This window comes from Streptomyces sp. NPDC056347, assembly GCF_042262625.1.
GTDB lineage: Bacteria > Actinomycetota > Actinomycetes > Streptomycetales > Streptomycetaceae > Streptomyces.
This window is the reverse complement of record NZ_JBHJQP010000004.1, coordinates 34,266-51,525: the sequence shown is the minus strand read 5'-3', so window position 1 is coordinate 51,525 and position 17,260 is coordinate 34,266. Positions and strand designations below refer to the sequence as shown.

Here is a 17,260-nt window from a genome sequence, read left to right as displayed (position 1 = left end):
CTTTCGTCGTGCACCCGCCAGGGATCACGGGACAGCCCTCAGCGGCGGTTCTTCCGGGCGTCGCGTCGCAGGTGCTCGAAACCGGCGTGCAGGTTGGTGAGGTCGAGGGCGAGCCCCACGCCGCGAGCAACCCACTTGAACGCCTTCACCAGGATCTCGTCCATACGTCCTTCTCTCTGCCACCTGCGTCTGCCCTTCGGACTCCGTCGCGGACCGGCGGGTTGCGCGGTTGCCGCGGGACGCGGCGGACCTCTCCGCACGGACCTTCCCCGAGCGGCTCACCACCCCGCGAGCAGGAGCCGCGGCGTTCGCGGCCGGCCGTGGTCCTCAGGGAGCTTCCGGCCGGCCGTGGGCCGACTCCGCGTGCTCGCCCAGGGCCCGGGTCAGCCAGCCGATCCAGAAGTTCTCCAGATCGATGCCGCCGCGCAGGACGAGATGACGCAGCCGGTCCTCCTCGGATTCCCGCCCGGGAGGGAAGTCCCGCTCCTCGATCTCCAGGTACTCCGTGAGCCGGCGGCGGTGCAGCCCCAGATGGCGGCGGAGCTCCGCGTCCAGCCCGGGTGCGCCGACGACCGCCGCGGCGCGCATGCGCAGCAGCAGCGGATCGCGGACCTGCTTGGGGTCCTCCCGGCGTGCCACCCAGGCGGTGAGTGCCTCGCGGCCCGCCGCCAGCACCTCGTACTCCTTCTTCCGGCCCCGGGCGGGCTGCTCCGTCGGCAGCGCCCGGATCTGTCCGGCCTGTTCCAGTTTTCCCAGCTCCCGGTAGATCTGCTGGTGCGTGGCGGACCAGAAGTAGCCGATCGAGCGGTCGAACCTGCGGGTCAGCTCCAGCCCCGACGACGGCTTCTCCAGGAGGGCGGTGAGGATCGCATGGGGGAGTGACATGGGCGCATCCTAGGTGCGGGTCCGGTTCGGTCCGGTGGTGCGGGGGCGAACCGCACCACCCGACCCGGGGGTCACAGCGCGGCCGCGAGTTCCGTGCCCTGGCGGATCGCCCGCTTGGCGTCCAGCTCGGCGGCCACGTCGGCGCCGCCGATGAGGTGTGCCGCCCGGCCCGCGGCGCACAGCTCCTCGTACAGGTCGCGGCGCGGTTCCTGGCCCGTGCAGAGCACGATCGTGTCGACGGGCAGCACGTGCTGTTCGCCGTCGACGGTGAGGTGCAGGCCCTCGTCGTCGATCCGCTCGTAGGACGCCCCGGCGATCGTCGTGACGCCTCGGTGGCGCAGCTCGGTGCGGTGGATCCAGCCCGTCGTCTTTCCCAGGCCCGCACCGACCTTGCCGGTCCTGCGCTGGATGAGGTGGACGCTGCGGGGGGCCCGTGGGCGCTCCGGGGCGCGGAGCCCACCGCGTTCGCGGTAGTCGGTGTCGACGCCCCACTGCCGGAAGAAGACCTCGGGGTCGCGGCTCGCCGCCTCGCCCGGGTCGGTCAGGAACTCGGCGACGTCGAAGCCGATGCCGCCCGCTCCGATGACCGCCACCCGGTCGCCGACGGGTGCCCCGTCGCGCAGTACGTCGAGGTAGCCGACCACGCTGGGGTGGTCCTGGCCGGGGATCCCGGGGGAGCGCGGGACGACGCCGGTGGCCAGGACCACCTCGTCGAAGCCGTCCAGTACCTCGGCCGTGACCGGCGTGCCGAGCCGGAGCTCGACCTTCTCCTCGCGCAGCCGGGTGCCGAAGTAGCGCAGCGTCTCGTCGAACTCGTCCTTGCCGGGGACGCGGCGCGCCACGTTCAGCTGGCCGCCGATCCGCTCCGCCGCGTCGAACAGTGTCACGGTGTGCCCGCGCTCGGCGGCCGAGACCGCGCAGGCGAGGCCGGCGGGACCGGCGCCCACGACCGCCACGCGCTTCACGGTACGGGTCGGCGCGAGGACGAGCTCGGTCTCGTGGCAGGCACGCGGGTTGACCAGGCAGGAGGTGACCTTGCCGCTGAAGATGTGGTCGAGGCAGGCCTGGTTGCAGCCGATGCAGGTGTTGATCGCGTCGGCGCGGCCGGCGGCCGCCTTGGCGACGAAGTCGGGATCGGCGAGGAACGGCCGGGCCATCGACACCATGTCCGCCCGCCCCGAGGCGAGGATCTCCTCGGCCACCTCCGGTGTGTTGATCCGGTTGCTGGTCACCAGCGGCACCGAGACCGCGCCGCGGACCTTCTCGGTCACCCAGGTGTACGCGCCGCGCGGCACCGACGTGGCGATGGTGGGGATGCGGGCCTCGTGCCAGCCGATCCCGGTGTTGATGATCGTCGCCCCGGCCGCCTCGATCTCCCGGGCGAGGCGCACGACCTCCTCCAGCGAGGAACCGCCGGGAACCAGGTCCAGCATCGACAGCCGGTAGATCAGGATGAAGTCCGCACCGACCCGCTCCCGGACCCGTCGCACGATCTCGAGGGGGAAGCGGATGCGGTTCTCGTACGAGCCGCCCCAGCGGTCGGTGCGGTGGTTGGTGGCGGCTGCGATGAACTCGTTGATCAGATAGCCCTCGGAGCCCATGATCTCGACCCCGTCGTACCCGGCCCGGCGGGCGAGCCCGGCGGCCCGGGCGAAGTCCTCGATGGTCTCCTCGACCTCGTCGTCGGTCAGGGCGTGCGGGGTGAAGGCGCTGATCGGCGCCTGGATCGCGCTGGGCGCCACCAGCCCGGGGTGGTGCGCATAGCGGCCGAAGTGCAGGATCTGCATCGCGATCCGGCCGCCCGCCGCGTGGACGGCCGAGGTCACCCGGGCATGCCGCCCGGCCTCCGCCTCGGTGGTCATCATGGCCCCGCCGGGGACGGAGCAGCCCCGCGCGTTGGGCGCGATGCCGCCGGTGACCATCAGGCCGACGCCGCCGCGGGCACGCTCCGCGTAGAAGGCCGCCATCCGCTCGAAGCCGTTCTCCGCCTCTTCGAGACCGACGTGCATCGAGCCCATCAGCACCCGGTTGGGGAGCGTGGTGAACCCCAGGTCGAGCGGGCTCAGCAGATTCGGGTACGGGCTCATGGGGTGGCTCCTCGCGCGGTGTCGGTTGCGCCAGTTCTAATCCACCGGAACGTCATTGTGCAACAAGTTGCACAATGACGTGGGTCTCACTGCCGGACACCGGCCGTCGCCCGGACGGCCCAGCAGCGGGACCCGTCGGCGCCCCGGGCCACGGAGAGTGGAATCGCGCCGTCCGACCGGTGCGGCGAGGCGCCCCGCCCGGCCCGCCCGGTGCGGCACGGTCGCCCGCGTGCCCCTCGCCCGTACCCGAAACCCCTGCGGAGGACCCCATGCCCTGCCTCGACCGACGTGACCTCGGCCTGCTCGTCCTACGGGTCGGAACCGGTGCGGTGCTGGCCGCGCACGGCACCCAGAAACTGGCCGGCTGGTTCGGCGGCGGGGGCATCGAGGGGACCACCGCCGCGATGGAGGCCATGGGGTTCCATCCGCCGAAGCACAGTGCGGTCGCCGCCGGGCTCGGTGAGGCGGGCGGCGGTGCGTTGCTGGCCCTCGGCCTCGCCACCCCGGCGGCCGGTGCGGCGGCGGCCGGGGCGATGGCCGGCGCCGTGGCCGTGCACGCGCCCGCCGGGTTCTTCGCGCAGGGCGGCGGCTTCGAGTACCCGGCGTTCCTCGGCTTCACCGCCGCCGCGATCGGCCTGGCCGGACCGGGCCGCTACTCCCTCGACCATGCCACCCGGCATGTCCTCGACCGGCCGTGGACCGTCGCCCTGGCCTTCGCGGGCAGCGCGCTCGCCGCGGCGGCCGTGGTCGGCAGGCGCGCCAGGGGGCGGGCCGCGGTGGATCCCGACACCACCTGACGGCCCGCCCCGAGGGTCCCGCTACCCGCGGAAGGTCAGCGACGCGGCCGGGGAGGCGTTCCCGTACGCGTCGACGGCGACCACCCGTGCCATGTACCGGCCACCGGGCACGGCACCCGGCACCGGGATGTCGAGGGTGTTCGGACGGGGCATGAAGGTGTAGTCCGAGAGGACCTTGGACGAGACGACCGGGGCGCCGGTCCTGGCGTCCGTGATGTCGACGGTGTAGTGGTGCACCATCTGGTCGTCCCGGGCCTGCGCGATCCGCAGGGCCGTGCCGCCCTTGGCACCGTCCACCCGGGACAGCGGACGGCTCGTGGTGAACGCGGGCGCGACGGTGTTGCGCGTGGCGTCCGTGTAGCGGAAGTTCTTCTTGATCTCCTTGTTCGTCGAGCCCTTCAGCCGCACCGTCCAGGTGGAACCGGCGAGGGTGCCCGCGCTGGCGTAGGGCGGCTGCCAGTTGGCCGACCACTTTCCGCCGGTGTAGATGTCGTGCTTGTCCGCGGCCATGTTCACCCGCGCTATCTCCGTGCGGTCCCGGTAGACCTCGACGAAGAGCGCCTGCGCGGTGGGCGTCTCGAAGCGGTCGGCCAGACCGTTCTCGGTGACCATCTGGTAGCCGTGGTCGATCTCGACGTACGACATCGAACCGTCGTTGACCGAGGTGAAGTCGCGCTGGTGGATCGAACGGTCGTCGTTGACGTTCAGATGCGAGTGGCCCGAGAAGAGGATGGCCTGCGGGAAGGCGCTCAGGTCCTCGGCGAGCCGCGGGTTGGCCGCCTGCTGGCCGTCCATCGTCGTCCCCGTGGTGGGCCGGTGGCCCTGGATGAGGACCGGCCTGCCGGTGTTGGCCGGGTCCGAGGTGATCGCGGCGAGCCGCTTCTTGAGCCAGCCGCGCTGGGCGGTGTCGGAGTCGTACGTCTCGGTGTTGACGGTGAGGACGTGCAGGCCCTTCACCTCCGACTCGTAGTAGCCGCCGCCCGAGTCGGGGAACCAGGCGGCCGGGTAGCCGGACCGGATCGCCGCGAGGCTCGCGTCGTGGTTCCCGTTGGAGATCAGCAGCTGGGTGCCGGTCATGCCCTTGCGGGCCAGGTTGTCCTGGAAGATCTCGGAGACGATTCGGTGGTCGGGGCCCTTGCCGTCACCGTTGTCGTTGATCATGTCGCCGTTGGACAGGATCGCGTCGGGCCGGGGGAAGACCGAACCGATGGTGTCGAAGAAGCTCTCGTACTTCTTGTCCGCGTCCTTGTGGCTGCCGACGTGCACGTCGGACATGACGACGAGCCGGGCGAGCGGCTTCTCCCGCGTCTTGATCAGATAGCCGTAGGAGACCGGGACGCTGCTCCGGTTGCCGTGGAAGGCGACCGCGGTGACGTTGGTGTCCTTGGTGATCCGCAGCGGCCGGCCGGGAGAGTAGACGCTGCTGTCGCGGGTCGGGGTGGTGCCGTCGAGCGTGTACCGGACGGTGGTGCCGCGCTCGGCCTGGAACCTGACCTCGACGGCCTGCTCGTACCGCCCGCCCGGGACACTGACGGCGGGGGCGGCCGGGGTGCGCGTGCCGGGGGAGTCGGCCTGCGCGGCGGTGGGGGCGATCAGCGCGACGGACGTCGCGGCGATCACGAGGGGGGCGAATCTCACGGGGGTCCCTGTTCCCCGGTCCGGAAGGCCCGCTCCGGTCTTCCGGACCGGTTGTGTAACGAGTGGATAACCGGTCTGAACCAGAGACGTTAGGTGTCGTGGGTCAGGCGGCGGTGGGACCCGGTGGGCGTCCGGATGAAGCGATCATGAACGTCTGAGGCGGAGAGGCGGCGCCGTGCCGCGGGGCGGCCCGTCCCCTTCGCCCCGTGGCCGGTTCATCCCGATGCCCTCGGGCGGCCGCCCCGCGCCGCCGCGACCAGCTCCGGCACCGTGCCGAATCTGACCCGCGGACGTCCCCCGGCTCGGCCCCGGGCCAGCTCGGCCCGTTCGATGGCGGCCAGCCCCTTGGCATCGATCACCTGGCGGTTACGGCTCCGGGCCAGCCGCCGGAACTCCCTGGGCGAGGCCCGCGGCGCCGTCAGCCGGCCGGCCACCGCGTCGGACAGCAGCGTGCCCACGGTCTCGGCGGCACAGGCCCGGTTGGCGCCGATCCCGCCCGAGGGCCCGCGCTTGATCCAGCCGACCACGTACGTCCCCGGCATCCCGGTCACCCGGCCGCGCTCGTGCGGCACGGTGCCGGTCGCCTCGTCGAACGGGAGACCCGCGACCGGTAGGCCCCGGTAGCCGACCGCCCGCAGCAGGGTGCCCGCGTGGATCTCCGACTCGTCCCGGCCGTCGGACACCCGCACCGCCCGTACGCCCCTGTCGCCCAGCACCCGTACGGGGGCGGCGTGGAACCGCAGCACGATGCGCCGTCCGGGGCCGGGCTCTCCCGTCAGGTCGGTCCTCTCCCGGCGTACCCCGCGCAGCACCGCCGCCCTGCCGCCCCCGGCCGCCCCGTCGATCGCCCCGCCGGTCCGGGGATCGTGGTCGTCGACCACCAGCTCCACACCCGGCAGCCGCTTCAGGGCCAGCAACTCCGAGGTGCTGTACGCCGCGTGCTCCGGCCCGCGCCTGCCGAGCACCACCACCTCGCGCACCTTCGAGGCCCGCAGCGCCGCGAGCGCGTGGTCCGCGATGTCCGTACCGGCCAGGGCCGCCGGGTCCGTGACCAGGATCCGGGCGACGTCGAGGGCGACATTGCCGTTGCCCGCCACCACCACCCGCGGCGAGGACAGCTCGAACGCGTCCGGAGCGGACTCCGGGTGCGCGTTGTACCAGGCGACGAACGAGGCCGCCGGGATGCTGCCCGGCAGCTCCTCGCCCGGGATGCCGATCCGGCGGTCGGCGCAGGCGCCCACCGCGTAGATCACCGCGTCGTGGTGGGCGGCCAGCTCCGCCGCGGTGATGTCCTTGCCGATCTCGACGCCCAGGTGCATCCGTACCCGGGGATGGGTGTGGAAGCGGGCGAAGGTGTCGCCGACCTTCCTGGTGGAGGGGTGGTCGGGCGCCACGCCGTACCGGACCAGCCCACCGGTCACCGGCAGCCGGTCGACCAGCGTCACCTCGGCGTTGGTGTGCAGCAGCAGGTCCTCGGCCGCGTACATGCCGGCCGGTCCCGTCCCGACGACCGCGACCCGGATCGGCCCGAAGTCCGAGGGCAGACTGCGCTCGAACGACGGCGCGTCCCAGTGGTGGAAGTTGGGCCCCGGGCCCGCCGGCCCGGGCTCGCGGTCCGCGTAGTACGCGGCGTTGATCGCGGCGTACTCCCGCTGCCCCTCGGGCAGGCCGTCCACCGGGAAGATCGCGTCGACCGGGCAGGCGTCGGCGCAGGCCCCGCAGTCGATGCAGGACCTCGGGTCGACGTACAGCATCTCCGTGCTGCCGAAGGCCCGCTCCTGCGGGGTCGGGTGGATGCAGTTGACGGGACACACGGCGACGCAGGTGGCGTCGTTGCAGCAGGTCTGGGTGATGGCGTAGGTCATCTCGTCATCTCGGGGTCGCTCGGATCGGGACGGATCAGATCAGGTGGGCGCGCTTGTACAGGGCCAGCGCAGGCCGGGTCAGGAGCCGGGCCGAGGCCAGGAACTCCATCAGCCCCGAACAGCTGGACCGCATCAGGGACTTGTGGTGCTCATTGGCACCGGCCTCGGCGAGAGCGCGCCGGGTGTCGAGCCCGGCGTTCGCGTAGACCTCGCGGTTCACCATGCTGGTGACGATGAAGTAGGACGCGACGGCGATCACGAACGCGTTGATCCGCCGACGCACCGGGCCCGCCTTCCGCAGCCGCCTGCGGGTCTCGTCGCGGGCGAACTTCATGTGCCGGGACTCCTCGACGACATGGATGTTGTTGATGGTGCGGACGAACGGTGCGACCCGCTCGTCCCGCATCCAGTCCCGCTGCATGACGTCGAGCACCTCCTCGGCGACCAGGATCGCCGCGTACGCCGCCTCGCCGAAGGCGAGCGTCTTGAACGCGCGCCCGAGCTCGACCACCGCACGGCGCGGCCGGTACGCCGGAGCGCCCAGCTTCGCCGCCCCGCGGGCGAACATGACGGAGTGCCGGCACTCGTCGGCTATCTCCGTCAGGGCCCACTGGAACCGCGGGTCGGTGGCGTCGGTGGTGTAGATGTCCCGCAGCACCATCTGCTGGAGGATCATCTCGAACCAGATGCCGGTGCTGGCGACCGAAGCGGCCTCCTGCCGGGTGAGCTCCTTGCGCTGCTCCTCGGTCATCTCGTTCCAGTACGACGTGTTGTAGAGCGTGCTCCACTCCGGGCTCGCGCCGTGGAACTCCTTGTCCAGCGGAGTGTCCCAGTCCACCTCGGTGGCCGGGTCGTACGAGAGCTTCGCCGACGAGTCGAGCAGGCGCCGGGCGACTTCCTGCTCGTCGGACCGCTCCCGGTCCTGCGGTCGAACGGTGCTGCTTGCCATGGTGCGGCTCCTCGATTCGACGGATCGACCCGACGCCCGCCGGGCGCCTCACTCCCTTGTTAGACGTGACGTCTAGCAAGCTGTTAGACGGAACGTATAGCAAGAGTGCGGTGCGGGCCTACCCCCTGGACCGAATCCGGTCGGCCGACCTCCGGTCCGGCGGCCACGGAAGCCCGTGTTCCGCCGCCCGTCCGTGACCGCTCCGTGGAGTGAACCGTCCCTCTTCTCCAGCATGTTGGACGCTCCTGGTCCGGCCGAGCGGTTCGGCGGACCGCGGTTGTCAGTGCGCCGTGCTGTACTGATCGCTGTTGGCTCCGTCCCTCACTGGAGGTCCGCTCATGGCCCGGCTCCATGTCCGCCCGGGCGTCGACCCCGACGAGCCCGAGGTGCCCGTCGTCACGCTCCGCGTCGATCCGGACGGGGCGCCCGGCGAGCGTGCCGCGGCCCGGCTCGGCGACCTCTGCTACGAGGGCGACGGTGTGCTGTACCTGGTGCGCACCGACGGCTGGGCCGAACACGCCCTCGACGGCGACCGTCTGACCGTGGGCCTCGCGGTGTACGCCGCCGTGCTGACGCGGATGGGCGTGGATCCGGCGGAGTTCCCCGACCGCTCGGCGGCGGACCCCGGGGCGGTGCTGATCCTGCGCGCGGAGGCGGTGGTGGACCCGGAGCTGTACGCGCGGGCGGCGCCCGCGACCGCGCTCCTCGTCGGCGCTCCGGACGGCGCGCCGGAGGAAGGGGGCGATTGGCCCGTGCTCCTGGCCCCCGCGCCCGGTAGCGAGTCGAAGTTCAGGGAGTGAGCTCGCGCCGGTGGCGCCCGGCATGACGACCCCGTTCCGGCAGGCCCTGTCATTCGACTTATTATTCGAACATTTGTTTGGAGTTTTTTCATGGCTGACGTCTTCGTGTTCCATCACGCCCAGGGCCTCACCCCCGGGGTGGCCGCCTTCGCCGACGCCCTGCGCGCCGAAGGCCACACGGTCCGTACCCCCGACCTCTACGAGGGCCGTACCTTCGACACCCTGGAGGCGGGGCTGGCCCACGCCGAGGGCACCGGCTTCGACGAACTGCTCGACCGCGGCGTCCGGGCGGCGGCGGACGCGCCCGCGGGGGTGGTCCACATCGGCTTCTCGCTCGGCGTGCTGCCCGCCCAGAAGCTGGCCCAGACCCGGCCGGGCGTACGCGGCGCGGTGCTCGTCCACTCCTGCGTTCCGGTGTCGGCCTTCGGGGCCTGGCCGGCCGGGCTCCCGGTCCGGGTCCACGCGATGGAGGAGGACCGCCTGTTCACCGACGAGGGCGACGCGGACGCGGCCCGCACCCTGGCCGCCGAGGTCCCCGAAGCCGAACTGCACCTCTACCCCGGCGACCGCCACCTGTTCGCCGACAGCTCGCTCCCCTCGTACGACGCCGGGGCCGCCACCCTGTTCCTCGACCGCACGATCGCCTTCCTCCGCGCCCTGGAAGCGTGACGCCAGGCCCGGCGTACGCCGTTCGCATGAGATAGACCGCGAGATCCGATCAGCGCTCCGTGTCATGCGGGCGTCCGGCGCGGGACGGGCGTCGAACATGCCCTCATGAGACGTATCTCCCAGCGCTTCGGCGCGCTGCGTGTCCGGATCGGAAGCACCGGTACGGCCCTGGCCGTGGCCGCGGCGACCGTGCCGGTGCTCGCCCTCGGCCTCGGCGCGGCGCCCGCCTACGCCGCTCCGCTGCCCGGCGGCCTCGGCCCGTGTGTGCCCGGTTCCTGTCCGAACCCCTTCCCCGGGGTCAACAACGGGCCGTTCGCCGGCCGCGACAACGCCATCAACGTCTTCGTCGGCGACGACTTCCTGGTGCGGGGCCGGGCGGCGGAGGCCGAGGGCCGCGTGGTCGTGCTCGACGACTTCGACCAGCAGAAGGAGGCGGGGGCCAGCAGACTGTACAACCTCGGGATCGCCGGGGTGGGCTCCCGCGTTCCGCCGCCCGCGGGCGCGGACTTCCTGACCACCGGCGGGAACCTGACGGTGGCCCCGGGCCAGCGCCTCGACCTCACCGGTGGAGTGCTGGAGACCCCCGGTGTCGCACGGTACGCCGGAACCGAGTCCGGCACGGTCGACGGACGGCTCGTCCACGACCAGGGCGCCGCCCGGCCGTACGCCGGCCTGCGGGACGAACTGACCGCGGCCAGCCAGTGCTACGCCCGGGTCGGCGGCAGTTCCCGGCCGGCCACCGGAACGGCGGTCAACGAAGGCGGGCAGACCGTCTTCCGCGGCAACGGCAGGTCCCCGATCCAGGTCTTCAACGTGGACTTCGACCTGACCGCGCCCGGCGGCGGCCCGCAGGGACTTGTCTTCGAGAACATCCCCGACGACGCCACCGTCCTGGTCAACATCCTGGGGGCCAACCGCACCGTCAACACCTACAGCGGCGGCATCGACGACAGCACCGACCCGCTCAACGCCCTCCGTGAGCGGCTGCTGTGGAACATCCCCGACGCCACCTCCGTCCGGCTCCAGGGCATCGGACAGATGCAGGGCAGCTTCCTGATCGGCGACCAGGCGTCCATGACGACGGTGACCATGGCCGGTGTCAACGGCCGTTTCTTCACCACCGGTTCGCTCACCCACACCAGCATCGAGGGCGGCGGTGGCGGCCAGGAGTTCCACGCCTACCCCTTCGACGGCGACCTGCCCGACTGCTCCGGTCCGGGCCCGGTCACCGGCGAGGTGCGGGTCCTCAAGACCGACGCCGACACCGGTGAGACCCTGCCCGGCGCCGAGTTCGAGCTGTGGCGGGAGAGCAACGGCATCCGGGGTCTCCAGACCGGCGGCACGACCCCCGACACCCGGGTGACCGACTGCGTCACCGCGGCCGACGGCCGCTGTGCCATCACCACCACCCCCGGCACGTACTACTGGCGCGAGACCGCCGCCCCGGCCGGCTACGAACTGCCCGACCCCGCCGTGTTCGGCCCGCTGGTCCTCACCGAGGGCAACGCGGGCCGGGGCGTACAGGTCGAGGCCCGGGACATCGCCGTCCCCGGGCCGGACAACCACGGCTCGATCCACCTCACCAAGACCGACCGCACGGACGACAGCCCGCTTCCGGGGGCCGTGTTCGAGACCTGGCGGGAGACCAACGGCATCGCCGGTCTCCAGACCACGGGCGTGAACCCGGACATCCGCTTCGGGCCCGGCTGCTCCACCGACGAGGACGGGCGGTGCGACTTCACGGACCTGCCGCTCGGGGACTACTACCTGCTGGAGACCGCCGTACCCGAGGGCTTCGCGCGGCCCGAGAACCCGGTCTTCGGCCCCTACGCGGTGACCGCGGCCAACAGCTCCACCGGCGTGGAGGTCGAGCTGTCCAACGAGCGCCGTGAGCCCTGCAAGGGCAAGAACTGCTGACGACCGATCCGGCGCAGGGCCGCCCCGGGCCACCGGGGCGGTCACCGGTTCGGCCACCACAACAGGGCGGCCGGACCGGTGCGCTGATTCACTGGCTGAAACGGTTCCCCGTACGCCAGGAGGTTCCCCCCGTGCGTCCTGCCCCCATATCCGCCGTCGTGGCCGCTGCCGCCGCGGCGGCCCTCGTGTCCGTGCCGCTCGCGGCCCCGGCCGCCGCAGCCCCCGTCGCGGCCGCCGCGTGCACCGCACCGACCGGCCCCTACCAGCGGCAGCTGGAGAAGTACCTCGGCCGACCCGTCGACGGAGTCCAGTCCGAGGCCGACTGCGAGGCCGTCCGCGCCTTCCAGGTGAAGCAGAAGTTCCCCCGCACCGACGGATACGCCGACCTGTCCACCTACCGCTACATGCTCGCCGTCCAGGCGTCCGACGACCCGAACGCCGCCGGGCACTGCCCGGCCCGCACCTACCGGGTCGCCTGCGTGGACATGGACCGGCAGCTGCTGTGGGTGCAGACCGGCAAGCGGATCGACTTCCGCCCGGTCCCGATACGGACCGGGCGCGACTCGCAGGAGACCCGGCCCGGCTGGCACTCGATCTACTGGCGCGACAAGGACCACGTCTCCTCGCTGTACGACGACGCCCCCATGCCGTACTCCCAGTTCTTCGACGGCGGCCAGGCCCTGCACGGACACCCGGGCGACCTCTTCGACGGCGGCGGCTCCGCGGGGTGCGTCAACCTCACCGTCGAGGACGCCGCCTCGCTGTGGGACCTGCTCAAGCTCGACGACGCCGTCTACGTCTGGGGCGTCAAGCCGGGCACCGGATCCTGAACGGCCGGGGGCACCGCTACGAGCGTGCTCCCGGGCCGGCCCCGGCGACCCATTCGGAGGTGGCCCTCAGCCCGCCGAACGTATAGAAGTGGATCCTCACTTCGCCGTGCCGCCCCTGGTCGTAGCCCTCGGCCAGGGCGTGCAGGAACCTGTCCGGCCCCGCGGTGCCCATCAGATTGGTGAGGGACAGGCCGTACTTCCTGGCGATGGAGGCGCTGGTGCCGACGCCGAACCGGGTCGCGTAGCCCATCAGCCGCCGTACCCCGGCCGGTCCGGGAACGCCGACGCGGACCGGGAGCGTGATGCCCTCGCCGCGGACGCGCTCGATCCAGTCCAGTACGGGCCCGGCGTCGAAGCCGAACTGGGTGATGACGTCCGCGCCCAGACCCTGGTCGGCGACGGCCGCGCACTTCTTGCGCAGCGCGGCCCACAGCACGTCGGAGGCGATGGCCGGGTGGCCCTCCGGGTACCCGGCCATCCCGATGTGCCGGACCCCGTACGCGGACAGCAGCCCGGACTCGATCAGGGAGAGCGAGTCCGGGTAGGGCCCTTCCGGGCGGGCGGGGTCGCCGCCGACGGCGAAGACGTCGGTGTGGGCGGCATCGGCCCGCAGGCCGCCGAGGAAGTCCTCGAAGTCGGCCCGGGAACCCAGCCGCCGGGCGGATATGTGCGGCACCGGGCGGAACCCGAGGCGTTTCACGGCCCGGGCCGCGCCGAGCCGCATCCGCGCGTCCTCGTTGCCCAGGAACGTCACGTTGATCCGTGTCCCGGGCGGAATGAGGTGTGCGGCCTCCTCCAGTCCGGGCACGTCCTTGCCGGTCATTTCGAGGGAGAAGCCGTCCAGCAGCGACGTACGCGGCGTTGGGACGGAAGGGCTGAGAGGGTTCATCGTGCTCCTGTCGGGGGCCGGGGGAGAGTAACAGACACCCGGGAGCCGCCCGGTGGCCGGGCCCGGCCGCGCGGTGGTGCGGCGGCGGGAGGCCGGGGGCCGTTCCGCGGACGCCGCGCCGACGTGTACGCGGAGCCCGAAGGGGCCGCCGCCGCGGAACGCGGGCCCGACCGCTCCGGCGCTTTCCCCGACGCCCCCTCGGGACACGTCAGTTGACGAAAGTTCTGCCGGGACCCGCCCGTTTCCGCAGCTCACAGAAGCGTGTATTGGCCTAGTCCACTAACGGGACGGAAAACTGTTTACCGCGCATGCCCTCCTGTGGCTCACTATGTCATGTTCGCGTCATCGGACGCGCGTAGACCTCCGGGAAAGCGTGTGGCCGACTCCTCCTGACCGGACGCACGCACGGCCTTCCGACCGCCGCACCGCCCGTACACCGGCGCGGCGGGATCCACCGCACCGAAGGACCACGCGGCACCGCTGCATCCCACTCCCCCCACCAAGCAGGAGGAAGCCTTGTTCCCCCGGAGCCTTTCCCTCACATCAGTACAGCAAAGACTCACCGCGGTCGGCGTCGCCGGCGTGAGCGCCGCGCTGGCCCTCGGCCTCATGTCGGGCACCGCCTCCTCGGCACCGCTGCCGTCGGACAGCCCGGTGCCGCAGGGCAGGGGCTACATGGGCGTGGGCTACGTCCAGGACAGCAAGGACTTCAAGCCGGACACCCGGCAGCTGCACCTCGGCGCGCGGCCTGCCGCGGACCTCCTGGCGAGCCCCGTCGGCGTGGACGTCTCCAGCTGGCAGGGCTCCATCAACTGGAGCGCGGTCCGCGGCGCGGGCATCGAGTTCGCCTGGATGAAGGCGACCGAGGGCACCACGTACAAGGACCCCACATTCAGCGCCAACTACCTGGGCGCCTACAACGCGGGCGTGATCCGGGGCGCCTACCACTTCGCACGGCCCGACGTGTCCGGCGGCGCGGCGCAGGCGAACTTCTTCGCCAGCAGCGGCGGCGCCTGGTCCCGCGACAACCTGACCCTCCCCGGAGTACTGGACATCGAAGGCAGCTGCTACGGCAAGACACCCGCGGCGATGCAGTCCTGGATCCTCGACTTCTACAACACCTACAAGGCCCGCACCGGCCGCGACGTCGTGATCTACACCAGCCCCAGCTGGTGGAACTCGTGCACCGGCGGCTGGACCGGCATGTCGGCCCGGAGCCCGCTGTGGGTGGCCCACTGGACCTCCGCCGGCAGCCCCAGCATCCCCACGGGCTTCCCGTACTGGACCGTCTGGCAGTACACCTCCACCGGTGCGGTGAGCGGGGTCTCCGGCAACGTCGACCGCGACCGGTTCAGCGGCGACCGCTCGCGTCTGCTGGCCCTGGCCAACAACACTCCCTGACAGCCGGTGCCGGTACGCGGGCACCCCGGGAGTCCGTGACCCCGGTGTGACCGGCAGCCCGGGCCGCAGCAGGCCGCGCACCGCTGCGGCCCGGGGCCCTTGCCGACGGCACGGCCGGCCCACCGGCCTGCTGTCGGCACCGCCGGCGAAAAGGGGGGGGCTTGACGCCGGCCTTCATGACCCGTCGTGGTCGTGGAGGCCGACGTCGTGTTCAAAGAAGGTGCCGGTGCTGCTGCCCGCGAGTGGGACCGGTACTCGGCAGGGGCGGGCCACCCCGGTCGCGGAACCCTGTTACGCCCGGTGCCAGGCGGAAGGTGACCGGTGAGGCCTCCACGTTCACCCCTCCGAGCAGCCGTTCGACTCTGATGGCGCGAACCTGGTGACCGCCAACCTCCGTCGGCACAGGAAACTCGCCGACGGTGTCCGCTGCCCGGCGGGGCCCGGCCGTGCCATCGCGGCGGCGGGAACGTTCCGGCGGGCCGCCGCGTTCACCCTGGGCCCGTCCACGTCGCTGTCCCGGGGAGCATCGTGTCCGACACCGTAACCACCGCTTCGTCCACCTCGCCCGCCTCGACCTTTCGTCCCGCCCTTCCGGGCTTGAGCGCGCAGGCCGAGCGCCTGATCGAGCTGGGGGTGCACGAGATCGCCGGGCTGTCCGCCGCCGAACTGCGCACCTTCGCCAAGGAGTCCGGGTCTGCCGAGGCGTCCACGACCGGCGGGGGCGCCCTGCTCGCCGTGCACCCGGACCGCGCCCCCGCCTCTGCCCTCGCGCCGCTGCTCCGCCGCGACGACAAGCCCGGCTTCGTGGTCGTCGACATGCCCGACATCGACCTCTTCACCCCGCTCGAAACGGTCCTGCTGCCGGACGCGCCGCTCTACCTCCTCACCGGTCCCGACCGGGGTGACGAGATGGCCAACTGGAGCCCGGACGAGGCGCTGCCCGCCCTCACCGCACAGGCCCGCACCCCGCTCACGCACACCGAGGGCATCCACTGGGTGCTGCAACAGCCCGCCGCCCTGGAACGCAACCACTGCTTCATGGCCATCGGCTCCCGGCTCCGCAGGCCCAACGGCACTCTGGACGCCCGCACCCCGGCGATCTGGATCAGCAACGGCACCGGTCGGGACGGCCGCGAACGCCGTAACGCCCCCAAGGTCGGCTGGTGCTGGGCGGGCAACCGGCACACCTGGCTCGGCTTCGCCTCCGCGACCGGCCGCCGCGTCCCATAGCCGTCCCGTAATCCCTGACGGGCGGGCGACGGCAGCCACGGCACCTCGCCGCGCTGCCGGAACGCCCGAATACGCCCGCCTCGTTGCCCGGGCCCGGGCCGGAGCCCGTTCGGGCAGGCGTCCTGCTCGAACGCGAGCGGGACGCCGCGGCCCGGCCGTCCCCCCCCGCATCCTGGACACGGCGCCCGTTCGGGGACGTCAGGGGACGTCAATGGGGTGGCGTCCGGCTGTCGGCGCCCGCCATTCTGGCCGAGTGGCCGATCGTGCGAACTTTGTCGTTGTCCGTGAGAGCGGGGAGTACGAGCTGTACCTGTCCCGCTGGGGTGCGGCGGGTCTCGACCTCGACCTGCTGGCGGGACCGGCCGCATCGCTCTCGATGGTCCAGCGCCTGAGGGCGGACGGCTGGTGGCTGGACGACACGTGCTGCCAGGGGGCGGCGCTGATCGACCTCGGCCGAAAAGTGCTGCTGCTGTTCGCCTGGGAGGGGCCGAGCACCGTGATGCGGTACCGGGCCGCGTTCCTGGAACTGCTGGGGGAAGCCTGGCCGGGGTGGGACGTGCGGTGGGTTCACGACGGCCCCGCCGAGCTGCGGACCTACCTGGGGCTGGACCCGGAGCACGTACGTGACCGCGGGTCCGGCACCTTCCGCGGACCGCTGCTGGAACCGGACGACGAGGAACTGGCCGAGCCCGAACCGATGGTCGCGGTGGTGACCGTGGGTCCGGACCGCTGCTACGCGGTGGCGAATGTCGCCGATCACCCGGTCAGGGAAGGGGCCGCGCTGCTCCACCGGCTGTCGGGCGGCCCCGAACACGGGGTGTGCCGAGTGTCCGCCGATGCCGGCATCCACATCGATCCGCTGCGGCGCCGGGTCGGCTGGTGGGTGCTCGGGGCGTCCGCCGAGGCGTACGAGGTGCCGGCGCGGTGGCCCGGCTGGACCGTGGAGTTCTGGCAGGACTCCTGGCAGGAGCACGTCCGGCTGGCCCCCGACCGGTTCCAGCCTCCAGCGGTCGACCGCGAGCGCGCCCTGGCAGAGATCCGGACGGCTGCCGCTCGCGCCGGTGCCGCCCTGGCGGGAAGGGCTGCCGGCGACGGTTCTGATGCCGGACCATCAGCGCCTTCCGGGCGTGCTGGAACAGCGGCGATCCGCTGGGCACGGACCGCTTCGGGCCAAGGGGACCGCGGTGGAGCCGGGCCTTGACATGACGTCGGCGAAGGCCGAGGGGCTGCGGCCGAACGCCTGGCGCCGTCCGGTACACCGTGGCCGTCCTGGACGCCGGCTCATCCGCGTGACCATCGACCA

General features: G+C 72.4%; 15 protein-coding genes. 8 read left to right on the top strand and 7 right to left on the bottom strand.

Annotation, left to right across the window (positions count from 1 at the left end; all coding sequences use genetic code 11):
* Positions 1 to 38: 38 nt before the first annotated feature.
* From ACFCV8_RS02175 to ACFCV8_RS02165, 3 genes are all read right to left on the bottom strand, one after another.
* Positions 39 to 164 carry a hypothetical protein gene (locus tag ACFCV8_RS02175; RefSeq protein ID WP_376683325.1) on the bottom strand — a complete coding sequence of 42 codons (126 nt, stop codon included), beginning with the start codon at positions 162 to 164 and terminating at the stop codon, positions 39 to 41.
* Positions 165 to 327: 163 nt separating this feature from the next.
* Positions 328 to 885 (bottom strand): PadR family transcriptional regulator, encoded by a 558-nt coding sequence (locus ACFCV8_RS02170; RefSeq protein ID WP_376683324.1) that lies wholly within the window; start codon positions 883 to 885, stop codon positions 328 to 330.
* Positions 886 to 956: 71 nt separating this feature from the next.
* Positions 957 to 2,972, bottom strand: a complete 2,016-nt coding sequence (locus tag ACFCV8_RS02165; RefSeq protein WP_376683323.1) for an FAD-dependent oxidoreductase — start codon at positions 2,970 to 2,972, stop codon at positions 957 to 959.
* A gap of 269 nt (positions 2,973 to 3,241) precedes the next feature.
* On the opposite strand from ACFCV8_RS02165, the gene ACFCV8_RS02160 reads away from it, so the two are divergent.
* Positions 3,242 to 3,769 (top strand): DoxX family protein, encoded by a 528-nt coding sequence (locus ACFCV8_RS02160; RefSeq protein WP_376683322.1) that lies wholly within the window; start codon positions 3,242 to 3,244, stop codon positions 3,767 to 3,769.
* A 21-nt stretch (positions 3,770 to 3,790) separates the two neighbouring features.
* Here ACFCV8_RS02160 and ACFCV8_RS02155 read toward each other — a convergent pair whose 3' ends face one another.
* The 3 genes from ACFCV8_RS02155 to ACFCV8_RS02145 all read right to left on the bottom strand — a co-directional run bounded on the left by ACFCV8_RS02155 (position 3,791) and on the right by ACFCV8_RS02145 (position 8,221).
* Positions 3,791 to 5,407, bottom strand: a complete 1,617-nt coding sequence (locus ACFCV8_RS02155) for a chitobiase/beta-hexosaminidase C-terminal domain-containing protein (RefSeq protein WP_376683321.1) — start codon at positions 5,405 to 5,407, stop codon at positions 3,791 to 3,793.
* 215 nt (positions 5,408 to 5,622) lie between these two features.
* The gene (locus tag ACFCV8_RS02150) at positions 5,623 to 7,272 is read right to left on the bottom strand and encodes an FAD-dependent oxidoreductase (RefSeq protein WP_376683320.1); all 1,650 of its coding nucleotides are present in this window, start codon (positions 7,270 to 7,272) and stop codon (positions 5,623 to 5,625) included.
* 34 nt (positions 7,273 to 7,306) lie between these two features.
* Positions 7,307 to 8,221: a diiron oxygenase gene (locus tag ACFCV8_RS02145; protein WP_376683319.1), complete on the bottom strand. Its 915-nt coding sequence runs from the start codon at positions 8,219 to 8,221 to the stop codon at positions 7,307 to 7,309.
* A 338-nt stretch (positions 8,222 to 8,559) separates the two neighbouring features.
* Between ACFCV8_RS02145 and ACFCV8_RS02140 the strand changes: the two genes are divergently transcribed.
* The 4 genes from ACFCV8_RS02140 (at position 8,560) to ACFCV8_RS02125 (ending at position 12,437) form a co-directional block, all read left to right on the top strand.
* On the top strand, positions 8,560 to 9,021 hold the full coding sequence (locus tag ACFCV8_RS02140) for a hypothetical protein (protein ID WP_376683318.1): 462 nt from the start codon (positions 8,560 to 8,562) through the stop codon (positions 9,019 to 9,021).
* Between the two features lie 90 nt (positions 9,022 to 9,111).
* On the top strand, positions 9,112 to 9,690 hold the full coding sequence (locus ACFCV8_RS02135) for a dienelactone hydrolase family protein (protein ID WP_376683317.1): 579 nt from the start codon (positions 9,112 to 9,114) through the stop codon (positions 9,688 to 9,690).
* 105 nt (positions 9,691 to 9,795) lie between these two features.
* Complete coding sequence (locus ACFCV8_RS02130) at positions 9,796 to 11,607, top strand: choice-of-anchor A family protein (RefSeq protein WP_376683316.1); 1,812 nt, start codon at positions 9,796 to 9,798, stop codon at positions 11,605 to 11,607.
* Between the two features lie 131 nt (positions 11,608 to 11,738).
* Positions 11,739 to 12,437 (top strand): L,D-transpeptidase family protein, encoded by a 699-nt coding sequence (locus ACFCV8_RS02125; protein WP_376683315.1) that lies wholly within the window; start codon positions 11,739 to 11,741, stop codon positions 12,435 to 12,437.
* Positions 12,438 to 12,453: 16 nt separating this feature from the next.
* On the opposite strand, the gene ACFCV8_RS02120 is transcribed toward ACFCV8_RS02125, so the two are convergent.
* Positions 12,454 to 13,326, bottom strand: coding sequence for a methylenetetrahydrofolate reductase (locus ACFCV8_RS02120; protein WP_376683314.1), 873 nt, complete (start codon positions 13,324 to 13,326; stop codon positions 12,454 to 12,456).
* Between the two features lie 609 nt (positions 13,327 to 13,935).
* Between ACFCV8_RS02120 and ACFCV8_RS02115 the strand changes: the two genes are divergently transcribed.
* The 3 genes from ACFCV8_RS02115 to ACFCV8_RS02105 all read left to right on the top strand — a co-directional run bounded on the left by ACFCV8_RS02115 (position 13,936) and on the right by ACFCV8_RS02105 (position 17,158).
* Positions 13,936 to 14,727, top strand: a complete 792-nt coding sequence (locus ACFCV8_RS02115) for a GH25 family lysozyme (protein WP_376683365.1) — start codon at positions 13,936 to 13,938, stop codon at positions 14,725 to 14,727.
* Positions 14,728 to 15,255: 528 nt separating this feature from the next.
* A complete protein-coding gene (locus ACFCV8_RS02110) occupies positions 15,256 to 15,957 on the top strand; it encodes a DUF5701 family protein (RefSeq protein WP_376683313.1) in 702 nt (233 codons plus the stop codon).
* A gap of 253 nt (positions 15,958 to 16,210) precedes the next feature.
* Positions 16,211 to 17,158, top strand: a complete 948-nt coding sequence (locus ACFCV8_RS02105; RefSeq protein WP_376683312.1) for a hypothetical protein — start codon at positions 16,211 to 16,213, stop codon at positions 17,156 to 17,158.
* Positions 17,159 to 17,260: the final 102 nt, after the last annotated feature.

What these genes read in the sequence shown, in the direction of transcription:
- ACFCV8_RS02175 (WP_376683325.1), bottom strand. Translation starts at nt 164, where the DNA reads ATGGACGAGATCCTGGTGAAGGCGTTCAAGTGGGTTGCTCGCGGCGTG.
- ACFCV8_RS02170 (WP_376683324.1), bottom strand. Translation starts at nt 885, where the DNA reads ATGTCACTCCCCCATGCGATCCTCACCGCCCTCCTGGAGAAGCCGTCG.
- ACFCV8_RS02165 (WP_376683323.1), bottom strand. Translation starts at nt 2,972, where the DNA reads ATGAGCCCGTACCCGAATCTGCTGAGCCCGCTCGACCTGGGGTTCACC.
- ACFCV8_RS02160 (WP_376683322.1), top strand. Translation starts at nt 3,242, where the DNA reads ATGCCCTGCCTCGACCGACGTGACCTCGGCCTGCTCGTCCTACGGGTC.
- ACFCV8_RS02150 (WP_376683320.1), bottom strand. Translation starts at nt 7,272, where the DNA reads ATGACCTACGCCATCACCCAGACCTGCTGCAACGACGCCACCTGCGTC.
- ACFCV8_RS02145 (WP_376683319.1), bottom strand. Translation starts at nt 8,221, where the DNA reads ATGGCAAGCAGCACCGTTCGACCGCAGGACCGGGAGCGGTCCGACGAG.
- ACFCV8_RS02140 (WP_376683318.1), top strand. Translation starts at nt 8,560, where the DNA reads ATGGCCCGGCTCCATGTCCGCCCGGGCGTCGACCCCGACGAGCCCGAG.
- ACFCV8_RS02135 (WP_376683317.1), top strand. Translation starts at nt 9,112, where the DNA reads ATGGCTGACGTCTTCGTGTTCCATCACGCCCAGGGCCTCACCCCCGGG.
- ACFCV8_RS02130 (WP_376683316.1), top strand. Translation starts at nt 9,796, where the DNA reads ATGAGACGTATCTCCCAGCGCTTCGGCGCGCTGCGTGTCCGGATCGGA.
- ACFCV8_RS02120 (WP_376683314.1), bottom strand. Translation starts at nt 13,326, where the DNA reads ATGAACCCTCTCAGCCCTTCCGTCCCAACGCCGCGTACGTCGCTGCTG.
- ACFCV8_RS02115 (WP_376683365.1), top strand. Translation starts at nt 13,936, where the DNA reads ATGTCGGGCACCGCCTCCTCGGCACCGCTGCCGTCGGACAGCCCGGTG.